This is a genomic window from Delftia sp. WY8 (assembly GCF_018437695.1).
GTDB classification, from domain to species: domain Bacteria; phylum Pseudomonadota; class Gammaproteobacteria; order Burkholderiales; family Burkholderiaceae_C; genus Comamonas; species Comamonas tsuruhatensis.
In genome coordinates this window covers 1,001,365-1,017,494 of sequence record NZ_CP049795.1, presented here as the reverse complement: position 1 = coordinate 1,017,494, position 16,130 = coordinate 1,001,365, and the positions used below count along the sequence as shown (strand labels likewise).

Sequence of the window (16,130 nt, the reverse complement as noted above, 5' to 3'; positions counted from 1 at the left end):
GCGCCATGACAACAAACATCACATGGAACCGCGCTTGGCCGCTGCTGGCCGTGCTGGGCTCGGTGACGGCGCTGGGCGTGGGAACGTCACTGGCCAAGCAGCTTTTTCCGGTGCTGGGAGCCCAGGGCACCTCGGCATTGCGCGTGGGCTTTGCCGCGCTGATCCTGGTGGCCATCTGGCGGCCCTGGCGCTGGACGCTGGCGCGGCCTCAGGCCTGGGCGCTGCTGCGTTTCGGCGTGGCGCTGGGCGCCATGAACCTGCTGTTCTACATGGCGCTGCGCACCATTCCCTTCGGCCTGGCCGTGGCCATCGAGTTCTCGGGGCCGCTGGCCGTGGCCATCTACCACTCGCGCCGGCCCGTGGATTTTGTCTGGCTTGCGCTGGCGGTGGCGGGGCTGGCCCTGATCCTGCCCATAGGCGGTGCCAGCGCCGGCGCCCTGGTGCTGGAGCCCGTGGGCATTGCCTGCGCCGTGGGCGCCGCCATCTGCTGGGCGCTGTACATCCTGCTGGGCCAGCGGCTGGGCAGCATTCCCAGCGGCCAGGCCGTGTCGCTGGGCCTGGTGTTCGCCGCCATGGTGGTGGTGCCCTTCGGCGTGGCCGAGGCGGGGGCCAAGCTGCTGCAGCCATCCATACTTCTTTTCGGGTTGATGGTTGCGGCCATCTCCAGCGCCTTGCCCTACACGCTGGAGATGATGGCGCTGCGCCGCCTGCCGCCCGCCACCTTCGGCATCGCGCTGGCAACGGAGCCCGCGATAGCCGCCCTCATGGGCATGCTGCTGCTGCATGAGCAACTGGTGGGAACGCAGTGGCTGGCCATTGCCTGCATCATGGGCGCGGCCATGGGCAGCGCCATCACGCGGCCGGCTGCTGCGGCCAAGGCGCCGGCGGAGGTGGCCTCCGCAGGCTGAGGCAAGGAATGCCAGCCACAAAAAAAGCGCTGCCCCGGCAGCGCTTTTTTTTTCGCAACGGTCGCAGCCGGCAAGGCTGCGGCCACCTCGCATTCAGAACGCGGGAACGACGGCGCCCTTGTACTTCTCGACGATGAACTTCTTCACATCAGGCGTGTGCAGTGCGTTCATCAGCTTGGCGATGTTGGGATCGTTGGCGCGGTCCTGGCGCGACACCACGATGTTGGTGTAGGGCGAGTCGGCACCTTCGATGAACAGCGCATCCTTGGTGGGATTGAGCTTGGCCTCGATGGCGTAGTTGGTGTTGATCAGCGCCAGGTCCACATCGCCCAGTGCGCGCGGCAGCAGCGGGGCTTCGAGTTCCTTGAACTTGAGCTTCTTGGGGTTCTTGGCCACATCCAGCGGCGTGGGCGTCAGGCTCTTGGGGTCCTTGAGCTCGATCAGGCCCTGCTTGGCCAGCAGGATCAGGGCGCGGCCGCCGTTGGAGGGGTCGTTGGGGATGGCAATGGTGGCGCCGTCCTTCAGATCCTTGACGTTCTTGATCTTCTGCGAGTAGCCGCCGAAGGGCTCCACATGGACCTTGCCATTGGGCACGGCCACCAGAGAGGTCTTGCGGTCCTTGTTGTAGCTGTCCAGGTAGGGCTGGTGCTGGAAGAAGTTCACGTCCAGCTGCTTGTCCTCGACGGCCGCATTGGGCTGCACGTAGTCGCTGAATTCCTTGATCTGCAGATCGATGCCCTGGGCCTTCAGCGCGGGCTTGATGTGATTGAGGATTTCTGCATGCGGCACGGCCGTGGCACCGACCTTGAGCACGTCGGCGGCCTGGGCTGTCAGTGCCAGCGTGGCAATCGCGATTGCGGAGAGGGCTTTCTTCAACATGACCGGAGGACTTTCTTCAACGGGTTGCGATAAAACGCCGCCGGCCCGGGAGAACGGCTCCGCGTCGGGCTTGGCGGCAGGCAGGCGCATAGTCTAGTGCTGCGCCAGGGGCCGCGTTGAACATTTTTGATATTTGGTTATAAGGCTGTGGTTTTTTATGCGGATTCTTGCGATGGCGCAGCGCGTACCATCGCCGCCATGGACTCCGAAATGCTGCAAAAGCTGGTGCAGGTGCAAATGCCCTATGGCAAGTACAAGGGCCGGCTGATCGCCGATCTTCCCGGCAACTATCTGAACTGGTTCGCACGCGAGGGCTTTCCCAAGGGAGAGCTGGGCCAACTGCTGGCGCTGATGCAGGAGCTGGACCACAACGGCCTTTCGCACCTGCTGCAGCCGCTGCGCGACGGGCGGCGCTGAAGCGCAAGGCCCCTGAACCGGGCCCTGGCCCGGCACAGGCTCAGGGCGGAAAGCCTTCCACGGTATCCCGCAACTGAACGAGTACGGCCTCCAGTTGCGGCAGAGGCACCGAACCCAGTCCCAGGCGCAGCGCATGCGGGGCATGGGGTGTCGTTGCGTAGGCGTGGGCCTGCGATACGGCGATGCCGCACTGTGCCAGCGCCGTGGCCGCCCGGTCCATCCGCAGCTCCCCGGGCAGGCGCAGCCAGAGGAAGAGCGAGCAGGGGTGGGCCAGCATCTGCATTCCTGCCAGCGCCTTGCGCGCAATCGCCTGCCGGCGCCGTGCCTCCTGCCGCATGCGTTGTTCCTGCTGCCGCACGGAGCCGCTGGCCATCCAGCGCGTGGCCATGGCCGTGACCAGGCCCGGCATGCTCCAGTGGCTGGCGCGCACCACGGCCTTGACGCGGCCTGCCCATGCCTGGGGCACCACCATGAAGCCGAAGCGCAACCCGCTGGCCACGCTTTTCGAGAGGCTGGAGACGTGAATGCAGCGCTCTGGCGCAAGCGTTGCGAGGGCTGCGGGCGCCTTGCCTGCCAGAAAGGCATAGGCAGCATCCTCGATCAGCAGGCAATCGTGGCGCCTTGCGATCTCCACCAGGCGCTGGCGCTGCGCCAGCGGCATCACCCATCCCAGGGGGTTGTGCAGCGTGGGCATGGCATGGATGGCGCGTATGCGCCGGCGTGCGCACAGCCGCTCCAATGCATCGAGGTCGGGACCCTCGTCAAGGGCAGGGACCGGCTGGAGGTCCAGGTCCTGGAGCTCGGCCAGCATCCTGAAGCCCGGGTAGGTCAGCGCGTCCACGGCCACCGCATCGCCGGGCCGCAGCAGCGCACGCACGGCAATGTCCAGTCCTTGCTGCGCGCCGTTGACCAGGAAGATGCGTTCCGGCTCGGCAGCCAGGCCGCGTTCGCGGGCAAGGAAGTCGGCCACGATGCGCCGCTCGTGCAGCCGGCCGCCGGGCGGCTGCTGGTGCATGAGCGCAGCCAGGTCGCCCGAAGCAGCCAGCTCGCGCAGCATGGAGCGCAACAGCCCGGCCTGCCCCGGCCAGGTGGGATGGTTGAAGGACAGGTCGGCCGTGTCCGAACTCAGGCGGGATTCGTCGCTGCCATCCCATTCGCGCTGCTGCGGCCGATCCCGCACAAAGGTGCCGCGCCCGGTTTCGCCGATGACCAGGCCGAGGGAGGCCAGCCGCGCATACACCTTGCTGGCGGACGCCACGGCCATGCCATGGCGGGCCGCGAGGTCGCGGTGCGTGGGCATCAGCGTGCCGGGGGCGAGCCGGCCGGCGCGGATGTCTTCGGCCAGCCGTTCAGTCAGCAGAGCAACGCGAGAGGCAGCCATGGAGTGTAGTTAGGACAATTTTTTGATTGTTCCAGTCTAGGTCATCACACTGGCGAGACGGGCATTCCCGGGCCTTGCCCTCCCGCTCCAGACAGGAAATCCATGCATCTTCCCCGCACTTATCTCCCCGTGCTCGACTATCTGCAGCGGCAGATCGAAGGGCGGCTTGCCGCAGACGAGGCCACGCACATGCGCTATCCGACCGCGATCTCGCAGATGCTGGGGTTTCGCATAGTGGCCGTCGGCGAAGCCATGGCCGTCGTGGAGTTCGACGCCGATGCGCAGCGCCATGGCAACCAGCAGGGCACGGTCCATGGCGGGATGCTGTGCGAACTGGCCGATGCTGCCATAGGCACGGCGCATTCCACTTTGATGGAGCCAGGCCAGAGTTTCACCAGCATCGACCTGAAGGCGGCCTTCCTGCGCCCGGTCTGGCGCTCCAGGCTGTGCGCGCGGGCGTGGGCCGAGCACCGTGGGCGCACGATCAGCCACTACCGCTGTGAAATCGAGCGTGATGATGGCAAGGCCGTTGCGAGCATCGCCAGCGCCGTGATGACGCTGCGTGGAGAGCATGCGCAAGGCCGTTGAAGCAGCCGCTGGACAAAACAGAAAGGCCGCGACAGGCGCGGCCTTTTGCAAGGAGCAGGCGGTTTACTTGGCGGCGGCGCGGGCGGCTTCTGCCTTGGCCTTGGCTTCATCGGCCTTGCGCTGCAGCTCGGCTGCCTCGGTTTCGGCGGCCTTGGCCTTGGCTTCGGCCTCCTTGGCGGCAGCGTCCTTTTCAGGGGTCATGGCGCCGGCCAGCGCATTGCCGGCCATGGAGCCGGCAACGGCGCCCACGGCGGCGGCGCCCAGCGTGCCCATCATGCCCGGGCCTGCAGCACCTGCAGTGGCAGGTGCCGCTGCCGGAGCGGCGGCTGCGGCCGGCGTTGCTGGCGTGGCAGGAGCTGCCGGGCTGGCGGGCGTTGCCGCCTTGCTGGCGGTGGGCGCCGCAGGCGCTGCGGGCTGGGCAGGGGCCTTGCCGATCGACGCCGGGCGCACGGACTTGCCGCCGCTGCCCATGCGCTTGGCCTGGGCCAGCGTGGGCACGGTCAGCGATGCAATGGCCAGGGCGATCACGGAGGCAGTGGTGCGGAACGAAGTCTTCACGAAGGTTTTTCCAATCATGGTGGTCATGTGCACGGTCGGCGCAGGCGGGCCTGCGCCGGTCGGAGCGCCACAGGCCGCCCGTCTGCGGGCAGGCCTGCGGCCTTGGGTGTCACATGGGGATGGGGCAGGAGATTCCAAGCACCGGCATGCGGATACGCCGGTGTGCAGCCTGCTGTTGTAGGAGAGCCACCGGCGCTGAGGCGGTGGCCTATGGGGCTGCATCAAGCATTGTAGAAAAGACCGGGGCCTGCCGGAAAAGCAAGCCCACAAAACATTCTCAGCTATTGATTGCGGAGCAGTGCAGCAGCCTGCGCCAGCCCCCGCCGCCGGTTTTCAGCGCAGCACTTCCAGCAGGCGGTCCAGGCCGCCTTCGGTGATGGAGACCTTGGCCTCGTTGCGCACGCGCGGCTTGGCGTGGTAGGCCACGGACAGGCCTGCGACCTGCATCATGGGAATGTCGTTGCTGCCGTCGCCCACGGCGATGCACTGGTCGGGGCGAATGCCCAGCAGCGAGGCGACTTCCAGCAGCGTGCGGCGCTTTTCGGCGCCGTCGCAGATGTCGCCCCAAGGCTGCTCGATCAGGCCGCCGGTCAGCGCGCCATCGCGCATCTCCAGCACGTTGGCACGCACGAAGTCGATGCCCAGCATGCCGCGCACGTGCTCGGCAAAGTAGGTGAAGCCGCCCGAGACCAGCAGCACCTTCAGGCCCGCAGCCTGGGCTGCGCGCACCAGGGTTTCGGCGCCCGGGGAGAGCTTCAGGCGCTCGGCCAGCACGCGGGCCATGTCGGCCTCGGTCACGCCGACGAGCTTGCCCACGCGCTGGCGCAGGCTGTCCTTGAAGTCGGTGATCTCGCCGCGCATGGTGGCTTCGGTGATGGCCGCGACCTCGGCCTTCTTGCCGGTGGCGTCGGCGATCTCGTCGATGCATTCGATGGTGATCAGCGTCGAGTCCATGTCGAACGCGATGAGCTTGTAGTCGGCCAGCTTCAGTGGCGGCTGGATGCCGCGGATCAGCAGTCCGGGCGCGAATTCGGTGACATCGGTCATGGGTGGGGCAGCAAAAAGGGACGGGCCGCCGGGCTGGCGGGTATCAGGCGCGAATCATATCCAGAGCCAGGGCCGCGCGGCGCAGTCACTGGCCTTGGCACTGCGGCGCGCCACGGCTTGTGCCTGGATGCGCCCTCAGGGCGCGGGTGGGCGGCGCAGGTAGATGGCATCCGACCAGGTGGCCAGCCATTGGGGGCGGAACACCACGAAGATGGCCGTCACCATGCCGGTGATCACGGCATCGCCCCAGGCCATGAGCCAGCGCGCAATGCGCGACAGGTCCTCGTTGACACCGGGAAGCGAGTGGCCTGCGGCCTGGGCCAGCAGGGCCGAGATGAAGACGCACAGCACCGTGCCCGCAAAGCCGCGCGCGAGAATGAAGACAAAGATCTGGTGCGGCAGCCAGCGCCGCAGCGCCGCACCCCAGAGCATGGCCAGCGTGGCGGGCACGATGCCCTGCCAGACCGAGATGCCCAGCGCATCTCCCCAGCCCAGGGCCGGCGACAGCAGGGCGGCCAGCCCGCCCACGATGAGCAGCAGCGGAACGGCCAGAGGCCAGCCCAGCATGAGCACCACCAGCGGCGCCGAGGACCACTGCAGTTGCAGCGGCATGCGGTGCAGCGTGGGCAGGGCCCAGATCCAGGGCAGCAGCACGAGTACGGCCAGCAGCGGCGTGACCAGGGGCGAGGCCATGCGGTCCAGCGGCCCGCCCGGACCCGGGCGGCCGGCCAGCATGCGCCAGGGGCGCAGCCACAGCGCGGTGGCCAGGGCCAGCAGGGCGATGCTCGCTTCGAGGAACATGGCTAGGACAACCCTTCTATGCGGGCTGGGCCGCCTTTGCCTCCACCAGCGGCTGGCCCAGGCTGCGCAGCACGTCGCGCACCATCTGGGCGCGGTCCTTGGGATTGTCCAGGGCGCGCTCTATGCGCAGCTTCTCGTTGCCGGCCAGCTTGATGTGCTTGTTCTTCTGGATGAGGTGGATGATGGCCATGGGGTCCACCGGCGGCTGGGGCTTGAAGGTGATGTTGATGACGCCGGGCGCCGCATCGACCTTGACCACGCCGTAGGGCTGGGACAGCACGCGCAGGCGGTGCACGTCGATCAGCGTCTGCGCCTGGGGCGGCAGCTTGCCGAAGCGGTCCACGATTTCTTCGAGCAGGGTGTCGATCTGGTCGCTGGTGCGGGCCGTGGCCAGTTTCTTGTAGAAGGACAGGCGCAGGTGCACATCTCCGCAGTAGTCGCCCGGCAGCAGGGCCGGCGCGTGCAGGTTGATGTCGGTGGAGGCCGACAGCGGGCTGAGCAGATCGGGCTCCTTGCCGGCCTTGAGGCTGCGCACGGCCTCGGACAGCATCTCGTTGTAGAGCTGGAAGCCCACCTCCATCATGTTGCCGCTCTGGTTCTCGCCCAGCACCTCGCCGGCGCCGCGGATCTCCAGGTCGTGCATGGCCAGGTAGAAGCCCGAGCCCAGTTCCTCCATCTGCTGGATGGCCTCCAGCCGCTGCTGGGCCTGCTTGGTCAGGCTGTCCAGGTCGGGCACCATCAGGTAGGCATAGGCTTGGTGGTGGCTGCGGCCCACGCGGCCGCGCAGCTGGTGCAGCTGGGCCAGGCCGAACTTGTCGGCGCGGCTGATGAGGATGGTGTTGGCGCTGGGCACGTCGATGCCCGTCTCGATGATGGTCGAGCACAGCAATATGTTGTAGCGCTGGGCCACGAAGTCGCGCATGACGCGCTCGAGCTCGCGCTCGGGCATCTGGCCGTGGGCCACGGCGATGCGGGCCTCGGGCAGGATTTCCTCGAGCTTTTGCTTGCGGTTCTCGATGGTCTCGACCTCGTTGTGCAGGAAGTAGCACTGGCCGCCGCGCTTGAGCTCGCGCAGCACGGCCTCGCGGATCACGCCCGTGCCCTCGTTGCGCACAAAGGTCTTGATGGCCAGGCGCCGCTGGGGCGCGGTGGCGATGACGGACAGGTCGCGCAGGCCTTCCAGCGCCATGCCCATGGTGCGCGGGATGGGCGTGGCCGTCAGCGTGAGCACGTCCACCTCGGCGCGCATGGCCTTCATGGCTTCCTTGTGGCGCACGCCGAAGCGGTGCTCCTCGTCGATGATCAGCAGGCCCAGGTTCTTGAACTGCGTGGACTCGGACAGCAGCTTGTGCGTGCCCACGACGATGTCCACCGAGCCGTCGGCAATGCCCTTGACGGCCGCCGTGATCTCCTTGCCCGAGCGAAAGCGCGAGACTTCGGCCACCTTGATCGGCCACTTGGAGAAGCGGTCCACCAGGGTCTGGTAGTGCTGCTCGGCCAGCAGCGTGGTGGGCGCGAGGAAGGCCACCTGCTTGCCGCCCGTGATGGCCACGAAGGCCGCGCGCAGCGCCACCTCGGTCTTGCCGAAGCCCACGTCGCCGCAGACCAGGCGGTCCATGGGCTGGGGGCTGATCATGTCCTGGATCACGGCGTGGATGGCAGCGCGCTGGTCCGCCGTTTCCTCGAAGCCGAAGTCGTTGGCGAACTGCTCGTAGTCCTGGGGCGAGTAGCGGAAGGCATGGCCCTGGCGTGCGGCGCGGCGTGCGTAGATGTTCAGCAGCTCGGCCGCGGAGTCGCGCACCTGCTCGGCCGCCTTGCGCTTGGCCTTTTCCCACTGCGTGCCGCCGAGCTTGTGCAGCGGCGCGTCCTCGGGTGAGACGCCCGTGTAGCGGCTGATCAGCTGCAACTGGCTGACGGGCACGTAGAGCACGGCGTTGCCCGCGTACTCCAGGTGCAGGAATTCCTGCACGGCCGGCGTGCCGTCCGGGTTCTTCTGGCCCATGTCCATGTGGACCAGGCCCTGGTAGCGGCCGATGCCGTGGTCCGAGTGCACCACGGGGTCGCCCACCTTGAGTTCGGACAGGTCCTTGATCAGCGCCTCCACATCGCTGACCTGCTCCTGCCGGCGGCGCCTGCGGCCCGTGGGGCTGGTGGCGAACAGCTCGGTCTCGGTGACGAAGTCCAGGCCTTCCTCCACCCATGCGAAGCCGTTCATCAGCCCGGCCGTGGCAATGCCCACCTTCTCGCCCGCATCGCCCTGGAACTCGGCCAGCGAGTCGAAGACCGGCGGGTTCACGCCCGAGGCGCGGAAGAAGTCCAGCAGGCTTTCTCGGCGGCCATCGGACTCGGCCAGCAGCAGGACGCGGTGGGCGCTGGCGGCAATGTGCCTTTGCAGCCGCGCCAGCGGGTCCTCGGCGCCGCGCACCACGGACAGGTCCTCCAGCTTCTGGAAGATGGCGCTGTCGGCCACGTCCTCGGTGCCTGGGCGCAGCGCGAGCTGGGCGTGCTCCTTGGCGCGCGTGTAGAACTGGTCGGCGGACAGGAACAGCACCTCGGGCGGCAGGGCCGGGCGCTCGGGGTCGCCCTGCACCAGGCGGAAGCGCTCCTTGGTGTCCTGCCAAAAGCGCTGGAAGGCCGGCTCCAGGTCGCCATGCATCACCACGGTGGCATCGGCGCCCAGGTAGTCGAACACGGTGGCCGTTTCGTCGAAGAACAGCGGCAGGTAGTACTCGATGCCGGCCGTGGCAATGCCCTGGCCCATGTCCTTGTAGATGCGGCTGCGCGTGGGATCGCCCTCCAGCAGCTCGCGCCAGCGGTGGCGGAACTTGGCGCGCGCGTCCTCGTCCATGGGGAACTCGCGGCCGGGCAGCAGGCGCACCTCGGGCACGGGGTAGAGGCTGCGCTGGGTGTCGGGGTCGAAGGTGCGGATGGAGTCGATCTCGTCGTCGAACAGATCCACGCGGTAGGGCTGCAGCGAGCCCATGGGAAACAGGTCGATCAGGCCGCCGCGCACCGCGTACTCGCCGTGGCTGACCACCTGGGAGACATGCTGGTAGCCGGCCAGCGTCAGCTGAGCCTTGAGTTTGGCCTCGTCCAGCTTCTGGCCGCTCTTGAACTCGAAGGTGTAGCCGGCCAGGAAGGAGGGCGGTGCCAGCCGGTACAGCGCCGTGGTGGCGGGCACCAGCACCACGTCGGCACCATGCTCCTTGTCGCGCTGGTTGATGCGCCACAGCGTGGCCAGGCGCTCGCTGATCAGGTCCTGGTGGGGAGAGAAGCTGTCGTAGGGCAGGGTCTCCCAGTCGGGGAACAGCGCGCAGCGCAGGCCCGGTGCGAAGAAGGCCATCTCGTCGATCAGCCGCTGGGCATCCGAGGCATCGGCCGTGACGATGGCCGTCACCCTGCCTGCAGCCTTCTCGCGCTCGCCCAGGCGGGCCAGCAGCAGGGCGTCGGCGCTGCCCACGGGGCGGGGCAGGGTGAAGCGTTTTCCGGGAGTGAGCTTGGGCAGTTCCATGGTGCTTGGACGTTGGCGCCGCAGCGCCTGGGCGAAGTAACGACAAAACCCCTCGGCACGCGCAGAGGGGTATCGAACCATTTTAGCCAGCACGCATGGCGGCCATTCAGGCATGCCCGCATGTCCATGGTGGCGCATGGCCGTCACTACAATGCGCCACCATGACAGATCTGCTTGCGGCGGCTGCGCCCGCATCCCTGGAGCCGGCCCGCCTGTGGGCCTTGATCCCCTGCGCGGGCACGGGCTCGCGCGCCATCGCACCCGATGCGCCTGCGCCTGAACTGCCCAAGCAATACCACCTGGTGGCCGGTGCGCCCATGGTGGCGCACACGCTGGCCGCCTTTGCGGGCACGACGCGTGTGCGCCACACGCTGGTGGTGATCGCGCCTGGCGACGACTTCTGGCGCCAGGGCCTGCCGGGCCCGTCGCCCACGCGCTACTCCACGGCGGCCTGCGGCGGCGCCACGCGGGCCGAATCCGTGACCAACGGCCTGAAGGAGCTGCTGGCGCGCGGTGCGAGCGCGCACGACTGGGTGCTGGTGCACGACGCCGCGCGCTGCCTGGTGACGCCCGAACTGATCGATGCCCTGATCGACGCCTGCGAGCACGATGCCGTGGGCGGCCTGCTGGCGCACAAGCTGCCCGACACGCTCAAGACGGCCGTGGCCGGGCCCAGCGGGGTGCGCGTGGCGGGCACGGTGGACCGCAGCGACAAATGGCTGGCGCAGACGCCGCAGATGTTCCGCATCGCGCCGCTGCTCGATGCGCTGCAGCACGCCGGCTCGGCCGTGACCGACGAGGCCAGCGCCATGGAGGCCATGGGCCAGCGCCCGCGCCTGGTGCCCGGCGGCGCGCAGAACTTCAAGGTCACCTATCCCGACGACTTTGCGCTGGCTGCCGCCGTGCTGTCGCAGCGCGCGCATGGCGCGACGCTGGAACGCTACCGGGGCAAGCGCGACCAGCCGCAGGCGTCGGGCAATCCGTTTTTCTGAACCTGGAATGTTTCACATGAATTTTCGTATTGGCGAGGGCTGGGACGTGCATGCCCTGGTGCCCGGGCGCAAGCTGATCCTGGGCGGCATCGAGGTGCCGCATGAACTGGGGCTGCTGGGCCACTCCGATGCCGACGTGCTGCTGCACGCCATCACCGACGCGCTGCTGGGCGGCGCGGCGCTGGGCGACATCGGCCGGCATTTCCCCGACACCGACCCCGAATTCCGCGGCGCCGATTCGCTGGTGCTGCTGGTGGAGGCGGCGCGCCGCGTGCGCGCCACGGGCCTGGAGATTGGCAACATCGACAGCACCATCATTGCCCAGGCCCCCAAGCTGGCGCCGCACATTACTGCCATGCGCGAGCGCATCGCCACGGCGCTGGGGCTGGCGCTGGACCAGGTCAACGTCAAGGCCAAGACGGCCGAGAAGCTCGGGCCCGTGGGCCAGCAACAGGCCATGGAGGCGCGCGCCGCCGCCTTGCTGTTCCGCGCCTGACCAGCGGGGTGCCATCCCCATGCAAAAGGCCCCGGCGATCGGTCAACGATCGCCGGGGCCTTTGTATTTGCCGAACGTATCTGCCGAACGCGCGCTGCGTGCTCAGTCTTCACCGTCCAGGGCGCCGTCCTGCGCACGCGGAGGCAGCTGGCGCTTGATCTGCGGGCGCTGCAGGCGCTGCTCGGGCTCGGCACCCTTGGCCACTCCCGAGGCACGCTGCAACTGCACATGGGCGACCAGCCCGCCCGTGGAGGAGTTGGACAGCGCAAACACGCCGCCCATGCGCTGCACCGTCTTGTCCACGATGGACAGGCCCAGGCCCGCGCCCGCTGCGGCCGTGCGCGCGGAGTCGCCGCGGAAGAAGGGCTGTGTCAGGCTGGCGAGCTGCTCGGGCGGCACGCCACGGCCATGGTCGCGGATGCGGATCACCACCCAGCTTTCGCGCTCCGATGCCGTCACGTCCACGTGGGTGGTTTCGGTCTCGGGCGTCTTGCCGTAGCGGCGTGCGTTCTCGAACAGGTTGGAGATCACGCGCGCCAGTTCCACCTCGTCGGCCAGCACATAGACGCCTTCGGGCACGGCCATGCTGATCTGCAGCTCGCGGTGGTCCTGCACAGCATAGACGCAGGAGGACACCACGGCATGCAGGTTCACCGGGTTGAGGGTGACATGGTCGGGGCGGGCGTAGTCCAGGAATTTGTCGATGGTGGCGTCGAGCTGCACGATGTCGGCCACCATGTGCTCGCGCGCCACGTCGTCCACCACGCTCATCTCGGTCTCCAGCCGCAGGCGCGCCAGCGGCGTGCGCAGGTCGTGGGAGATGCCGGCCAGCATCACCGCGCGGTCCTGCTCCAGCTGGGCCAGTTTCTGCGCCATGCGGTTGAAGCCGATGTTGACCTCGCGGATCTCGCTGGTGACGGCTTCCTCGTCGAGCTGGCTGGCGTCGAAGTCGCCATCTCGCACGCGGTTGGCCGCATAGCTCAGCTGCTTGAGCGGCCGGTTGATCAGGCGCGCGATGGCTGCCGCCCCCGCCAGGGACAGCAGGCCGGCCGTGATCAGCCAGATCAGCCAGGTGCGCCCGCTGGCCGGCGTGAAGCGCGAGCGGTCCATCAGCAGCCAGGTGCGGTCGCCATTGATGGTGAAGCCCACCCACAGCCCCGGCTCGCCATTGACGCTGCGCGCCACGATGGTGCCGTAGCCCAGGCGGCGCGTGAGTTCTTCGGTCAGGCGCTTGCCCAGCGTGCTCTGGTCCAGCAGCTCGAAGCTGTCGCCAGGCTCGCGCGGCAGAATGCGCACGCCTTCCTGGTCGGCCATGGTCTTGATCAGCGAGACGCGGTTGATGGCATCCGAATGCACCAGGGCCGCGCGGCTGAGGTTGACCAGCGAGGCGATCTGCTGGGCGGTGTGCAGCGTGCGCGGCTCGAACTCGAAGGCGCGCAGCGTCTGCAGCCACGCCAGGATGCTGCCCACCAGCAGCAGGGCCAGCAGGCAGAAGGTACGCCAGAAAAGATTGAGTCCCAGCGGAGAGCGCGCAGTCATGCGCCGCTCGTAGTCGAGCGGCGCAGGGCTGGTGGCGTCATGGGGCGGGACGGTGAAGGAACTCATGGAAGCGGTTCGTCATTCTAGGGGCCGGCTGCGAGATTACGCCTGTGCCGGCCAGCCTGCGTTACCGGTTGTCTCGGTCGACAGGGTGAGGTTTTGGCGCTGCGCATTGTCAACGGCACATAAAACGTTACGGCCCCAACCCAGGGACGCCGAGCAAGAGCCGCCTCGCGGCGAGGGCGTCGTCCCCCTCCCGCGGAGCGAGAGAGGGGGAAGGCGCGCAGCGCCTCAGGGGGTGATGCATTTCAGTTCGCGCCGTCCGGTACGAACACATAGCCGACGCCCCAGACCGTCTGGATGTAGCGCGGTGCGGCGGCATCTTCCTCGATCAGCTTGCGCAGGCGCGAGACCTGCACGTCCAGGCTTCGGTCGAAGGGCTCGAACTCGCGGCCGCGCGCCAGCAGGGCCAGCTTCTCGCGCGACAGCGGCTGGCGCGGGTGGCGCACCAGGGCCTTGAGCATGGCGAATTCGCCCGTGGTCAGCGGCAGTTCCTCGCCGTTCTTTTGCAGCACGCGCGTGCCCAGGTCGAAGGTGAAGGGGCCGAAGCTCACCACTTCGTTGTCGCCGGAAGGCGCGCCCGGCGCTTCCTGCGGCGGGCGGCGGCGCAGCACGGCATGGATGCGGGCCAGCAGTTCGCGCGGGTTGAAGGGCTTGCCCAGGTAGTCGTCGGCGCCCACTTCCAGGCCCACGATGCGGTCCACATCCTCGCCCTTGGCGGTCAGCATGATGATGGGCGTGCGGTCGTTGGCCGAGCGCAGGCGGCGGCAGATGGACAGGCCATCTTCGCCGGGCATCATCAGGTCAAGCACGATCAGGTCCACCGTTTCGCGCAGCAGGATGCGGTTCAGCGCCTTGCCATCTTCGGCAATCATGATCTCGAAGCCTTCCTGCGTCAGGTAGCGGCGCAGCAGGTCGCGGATGCGCGCATCGTCATCCACCACCAGGATCTTGTCGGTGCGGTTGGTCGTAGTGGCCATGTTCATCCTCGGTCGGTCATTTGTAACAGCCGCCATTGTTACCAGCTTGCGCCGAAAAGTCTGGACAAACCCCCGAAATATTGCCGTGTGTTACAGATGTTGCGTTTAAATTTAGAACGGAAAATGTGTCTTTAGAATATTTAACTATGGGTTTTCCATGTTGATGCATTTATCGTTGCAATAATGTTGTCAATGGAGGAGCCGGCAGGCCTGCTTGGCTCCACACCTGTCACCATCTGGCGGCATGCCGTAGCGAAAGGGCGGCATGCAGTTGTATCCCTGAACTACCTTTCATTTCAAAGGGTGAACGCATGAGCAAGCTTTCCAAACAGCTGTCCCGCCCCTGGGTCAAGTCCGTGGTCGCGGCCACTGCGCTGGCCTGTGCCAGCGGTGCCTGGGCGCAGAACGCCGCCACGGCGCCGGCACAGCCTGCCAACGTGGTGCAGTTGTCTGCAGAAGGCTCGGTGGACGTGGTGCAGGACCTGCTGACCGCCACCTTGTCGGCCACGCGCGAAGGGCGTGATGCCGCCACGGTCCAGTCCCAGCTGCAGAAGGTGGTCGAGGCCGCCATGGCCGTGACCAAGCGCAGCGCCCAGCCGGGCCAGATGGATGTGAGCACCGGCAGCTTCGGCATCTATCCGCGCTATGGCAAGGACAACAAGGTGGAAGGCTGGCAGGGCCGCGCCGAGATTCTTTTGCAGGGCCGCGACTTCGCGCGCATCACGCAGACGGCGGCCCAGGTGCAGGACATGACGCTGTCGCAGGTGGGCTTCGGCCTGTCGCGCGAGGCCCGTGAAAAGGTCGAAGGCGAGGCCCAGGCCAAGGCCATCGAACAGTTCAAGCAGCGCGCCTCCACGCTGTCCAAGAGCTTCGGCTTTGCCAACTACAGCCTGCGCGAGGTCAACGTGAGCAGCAGCGATACCTCGGTGCCGATGCCGCGTCCGCGCATGATGGCCATGTCCGCCAAGGCCGCTGGCGCGGAAATGGATGCCGTGTCCGTGGAAGCGGGCAAGGCGCAGGTGATGGTCCACGTGTCGGGCTCGGTGCAGATGTACTGAGCAGGCGTGGGCCGCCCATGAAAAAAGGAGCGCCGTGGCGCTCCTTTTTTGACGTGAGCCGGTGCTGGCGCGCTTACTGCGCCGCCCAGCCGCCATCCATGTTCCAGGCCACGCCGCGCACGTTGGCTGCGGCGGGCGAGCAGAAGAACACGGCCAGTTCGCCCAGTTCCTCGGGCGTGGTGAACTGCATGGAGGGCTCTTTCTCGCCCAGCAGCAGCTTCTTGGCTTCTTCGTTGCTGATGCCGTGCTGCTCGGCCTTGGCGTCCACCTGCTTTTGCACCAGTGGCGTCAGCACCCAGCCGGGGCAGATGGCGTTGCAGGTGATGCCGGAGGTGGCGTTCTCCAGCGCCGTGACCTTGGTCAGACCGACAATGCCGTGCTTGGCCGCCACGTAGGCAGACTTCTGCGCCGAACCCACCAGGCCGTGCACCGAGGCCACGTTGATGATGCGGCCCCAGCCCTTGCCGCCATCGGCCGCCTGCATCATGGGCAGGACCAGGCGCGAGGTGTGGAAGGCGCTGGACAGGTTGATGGCGATGATGGCGTCCCAGCGCTCGGGCGGGAAGTCTTCCACGCGCGCCACGTGCTGGATGCCGGCATTGTTCACGAGGATGTCGATCTGGCCGAAATTGCGCACGCTGTACTGGACCATGTCCTCGATGTCTGCCACGCGGCTCATGTCGGCGCCGTGGTAGGCGACCTGGGCGCCGGCGGCCTGGCCTGCGGCCAGCACTTCGGCACGGGGGCCGTCCACATCGCCGAAACCATTGAGCACGATATTGGCGCCCTGGCGGGCCAGCGCCTTCGCGATCCCGAGGCCGATGCCGCTGGTCGAGCCGGTCACGAGGGCGGTCTTGCCTTTCAACATAGAGAGTCTCCGAATGAATGTACGATGCAACACAGCCATTATCGGCG

General features: G+C 67.5%; 15 protein-coding genes. 6 read left to right on the top strand and 9 right to left on the bottom strand.

Going from position 1 to position 16,130, the window contains the following annotated elements; translation table 11 throughout:
- Positions 1-5 precede the first annotated feature (5 nt).
- On the top strand, positions 6-908 hold the full coding sequence (locus tag G4D77_RS04495; protein WP_016445261.1) for an EamA family transporter: 903 nt from the start codon (positions 6-8) through the stop codon (positions 906-908).
- A gap of 93 nt (positions 909-1,001) precedes the next feature.
- Here the strand turns inward: G4D77_RS04495 and G4D77_RS04490 are convergent, their stop codons facing one another.
- Positions 1,002-1,787, bottom strand: a complete 786-nt coding sequence (locus tag G4D77_RS04490; protein WP_017404430.1) for a MetQ/NlpA family ABC transporter substrate-binding protein — start codon at positions 1,785-1,787, stop codon at positions 1,002-1,004.
- A gap of 198 nt (positions 1,788-1,985) precedes the next feature.
- On the opposite strand from G4D77_RS04490, the gene G4D77_RS04485 reads away from it, so the two are divergent.
- Positions 1,986-2,204 (top strand): DUF3820 family protein, encoded by a 219-nt coding sequence (locus G4D77_RS04485; protein WP_017404429.1) that lies wholly within the window; start codon positions 1,986-1,988, stop codon positions 2,202-2,204.
- Between the two features lie 40 nt (positions 2,205-2,244).
- Here the strand turns inward: G4D77_RS04485 and G4D77_RS04480 are convergent, their stop codons facing one another.
- On the bottom strand, positions 2,245-3,585 hold the full coding sequence (locus G4D77_RS04480; protein ID WP_016445264.1) for an aminotransferase-like domain-containing protein: 1,341 nt from the start codon (positions 3,583-3,585) through the stop codon (positions 2,245-2,247).
- Positions 3,586-3,687: 102 nt separating this feature from the next.
- Here G4D77_RS04480 and G4D77_RS04475 point away from each other — a divergent pair, with 102 nt between their 5' ends.
- Positions 3,688-4,173, top strand: coding sequence for a PaaI family thioesterase (locus G4D77_RS04475; RefSeq protein ID WP_016453030.1), 486 nt, complete (start codon positions 3,688-3,690; stop codon positions 4,171-4,173).
- A 63-nt stretch (positions 4,174-4,236) separates the two neighbouring features.
- On the opposite strand, the gene G4D77_RS04470 is transcribed toward G4D77_RS04475, so the two are convergent.
- From G4D77_RS04470 to mfd, 4 genes are all read right to left on the bottom strand, one after another.
- Positions 4,237-4,758 (bottom strand): ABC transporter substrate-binding protein, encoded by a 522-nt coding sequence (locus G4D77_RS04470; protein ID WP_154834709.1) that lies wholly within the window; start codon positions 4,756-4,758, stop codon positions 4,237-4,239.
- Between the two features lie 306 nt (positions 4,759-5,064).
- Positions 5,065-5,778 (bottom strand): phosphoserine phosphatase SerB, encoded by a 714-nt coding sequence (gene serB, locus G4D77_RS04465; protein WP_016445267.1) that lies wholly within the window; start codon positions 5,776-5,778, stop codon positions 5,065-5,067.
- A 135-nt stretch (positions 5,779-5,913) separates the two neighbouring features.
- Entirely contained in the window at positions 5,914-6,579 is a 666-nt protein-coding gene (locus G4D77_RS04460; RefSeq protein ID WP_154834708.1) for a hypothetical protein, read from the bottom strand.
- 16 nt (positions 6,580-6,595) lie between these two features.
- Entirely contained in the window at positions 6,596-10,090 is a 3,495-nt protein-coding gene (gene mfd, locus G4D77_RS04455) for a transcription-repair coupling factor (RefSeq protein ID WP_154834707.1), read from the bottom strand.
- Between the two features lie 161 nt (positions 10,091-10,251).
- Between mfd and ispD the strand changes: the two genes are divergently transcribed.
- Positions 10,252-11,082 carry a 2-C-methyl-D-erythritol 4-phosphate cytidylyltransferase gene (ispD, locus tag G4D77_RS04450; RefSeq protein ID WP_154834706.1) on the top strand — a complete coding sequence of 277 codons (831 nt, stop codon included), beginning with the start codon at positions 10,252-10,254 and terminating at the stop codon, positions 11,080-11,082.
- Positions 11,083-11,098: 16 nt separating this feature from the next.
- Positions 11,099-11,578: a 2-C-methyl-D-erythritol 2,4-cyclodiphosphate synthase gene (gene ispF / locus G4D77_RS04445; protein ID WP_154834705.1), complete on the top strand. Its 480-nt coding sequence runs from the start codon at positions 11,099-11,101 to the stop codon at positions 11,576-11,578.
- A gap of 102 nt (positions 11,579-11,680) precedes the next feature.
- Here the strand turns inward: ispF and G4D77_RS04440 are convergent, their stop codons facing one another.
- Together G4D77_RS04440 and ompR are read right to left on the bottom strand one after the other, a co-directional pair.
- Complete coding sequence (locus tag G4D77_RS04440; protein WP_012204699.1) at positions 11,681-13,183, bottom strand: ATP-binding protein; 1,503 nt, start codon at positions 13,181-13,183, stop codon at positions 11,681-11,683.
- Between the two features lie 242 nt (positions 13,184-13,425).
- A complete protein-coding gene (gene ompR / locus G4D77_RS04435) occupies positions 13,426-14,163 on the bottom strand; it encodes an osmolarity response regulator transcription factor OmpR (protein ID WP_017404718.1) in 738 nt (245 codons plus the stop codon).
- Between the two features lie 305 nt (positions 14,164-14,468).
- Here ompR and G4D77_RS04430 point away from each other — a divergent pair, with 305 nt between their 5' ends.
- Positions 14,469-15,215 (top strand): SIMPL domain-containing protein, encoded by a 747-nt coding sequence (locus G4D77_RS04430; protein ID WP_061287643.1) that lies wholly within the window; start codon positions 14,469-14,471, stop codon positions 15,213-15,215.
- Between the two features lie 73 nt (positions 15,216-15,288).
- Here G4D77_RS04430 and G4D77_RS04425 read toward each other — a convergent pair whose 3' ends face one another.
- The gene (locus G4D77_RS04425) at positions 15,289-16,083 is read right to left on the bottom strand and encodes a 3-hydroxybutyrate dehydrogenase (RefSeq protein ID WP_016445272.1); all 795 of its coding nucleotides are present in this window, start codon (positions 16,081-16,083) and stop codon (positions 15,289-15,291) included.
- Positions 16,084-16,130 lie beyond the last annotated feature (47 nt).

Excerpts from the sequence above, each read along its gene's own strand:
- G4D77_RS04425 (WP_016445272.1), bottom strand. The coding sequence starts at position 16,083 with ATGTTGAAAGGCAAGACCGCCCTCGTGACCGGCTCGACCAGCGGCATC.
- ompR (WP_017404718.1), bottom strand. The coding sequence starts at position 14,163 with ATGAACATGGCCACTACGACCAACCGCACCGACAAGATCCTGGTGGTG.
- G4D77_RS04430 (WP_061287643.1), top strand. The coding sequence starts at position 14,469 with ATGAGCAAGCTTTCCAAACAGCTGTCCCGCCCCTGGGTCAAGTCCGTG.
- G4D77_RS04485 (WP_017404429.1), top strand. The coding sequence starts at position 1,986 with ATGGACTCCGAAATGCTGCAAAAGCTGGTGCAGGTGCAAATGCCCTAT.
- G4D77_RS04475 (WP_016453030.1), top strand. The coding sequence starts at position 3,688 with ATGCATCTTCCCCGCACTTATCTCCCCGTGCTCGACTATCTGCAGCGG.
- ispD (WP_154834706.1), top strand. The coding sequence starts at position 10,252 with ATGACAGATCTGCTTGCGGCGGCTGCGCCCGCATCCCTGGAGCCGGCC.
- G4D77_RS04440 (WP_012204699.1), bottom strand. The coding sequence starts at position 13,183 with ATGAGTTCCTTCACCGTCCCGCCCCATGACGCCACCAGCCCTGCGCCG.
- G4D77_RS04470 (WP_154834709.1), bottom strand. The coding sequence starts at position 4,758 with ATGACCACCATGATTGGAAAAACCTTCGTGAAGACTTCGTTCCGCACC.
- G4D77_RS04495 (WP_016445261.1), top strand. The coding sequence starts at position 6 with ATGACAACAAACATCACATGGAACCGCGCTTGGCCGCTGCTGGCCGTG.
- mfd (WP_154834707.1), bottom strand. The coding sequence starts at position 10,090 with ATGGAACTGCCCAAGCTCACTCCCGGAAAACGCTTCACCCTGCCCCGC.
- ispF (WP_154834705.1), top strand. The coding sequence starts at position 11,099 with ATGAATTTTCGTATTGGCGAGGGCTGGGACGTGCATGCCCTGGTGCCC.
- G4D77_RS04460 (WP_154834708.1), bottom strand. The coding sequence starts at position 6,579 with ATGTTCCTCGAAGCGAGCATCGCCCTGCTGGCCCTGGCCACCGCGCTG.
- G4D77_RS04480 (WP_016445264.1), bottom strand. The coding sequence starts at position 3,585 with ATGGCTGCCTCTCGCGTTGCTCTGCTGACTGAACGGCTGGCCGAAGAC.
- G4D77_RS04490 (WP_017404430.1), bottom strand. The coding sequence starts at position 1,787 with ATGTTGAAGAAAGCCCTCTCCGCAATCGCGATTGCCACGCTGGCACTG.
- serB (WP_016445267.1), bottom strand. The coding sequence starts at position 5,778 with ATGACCGATGTCACCGAATTCGCGCCCGGACTGCTGATCCGCGGCATC.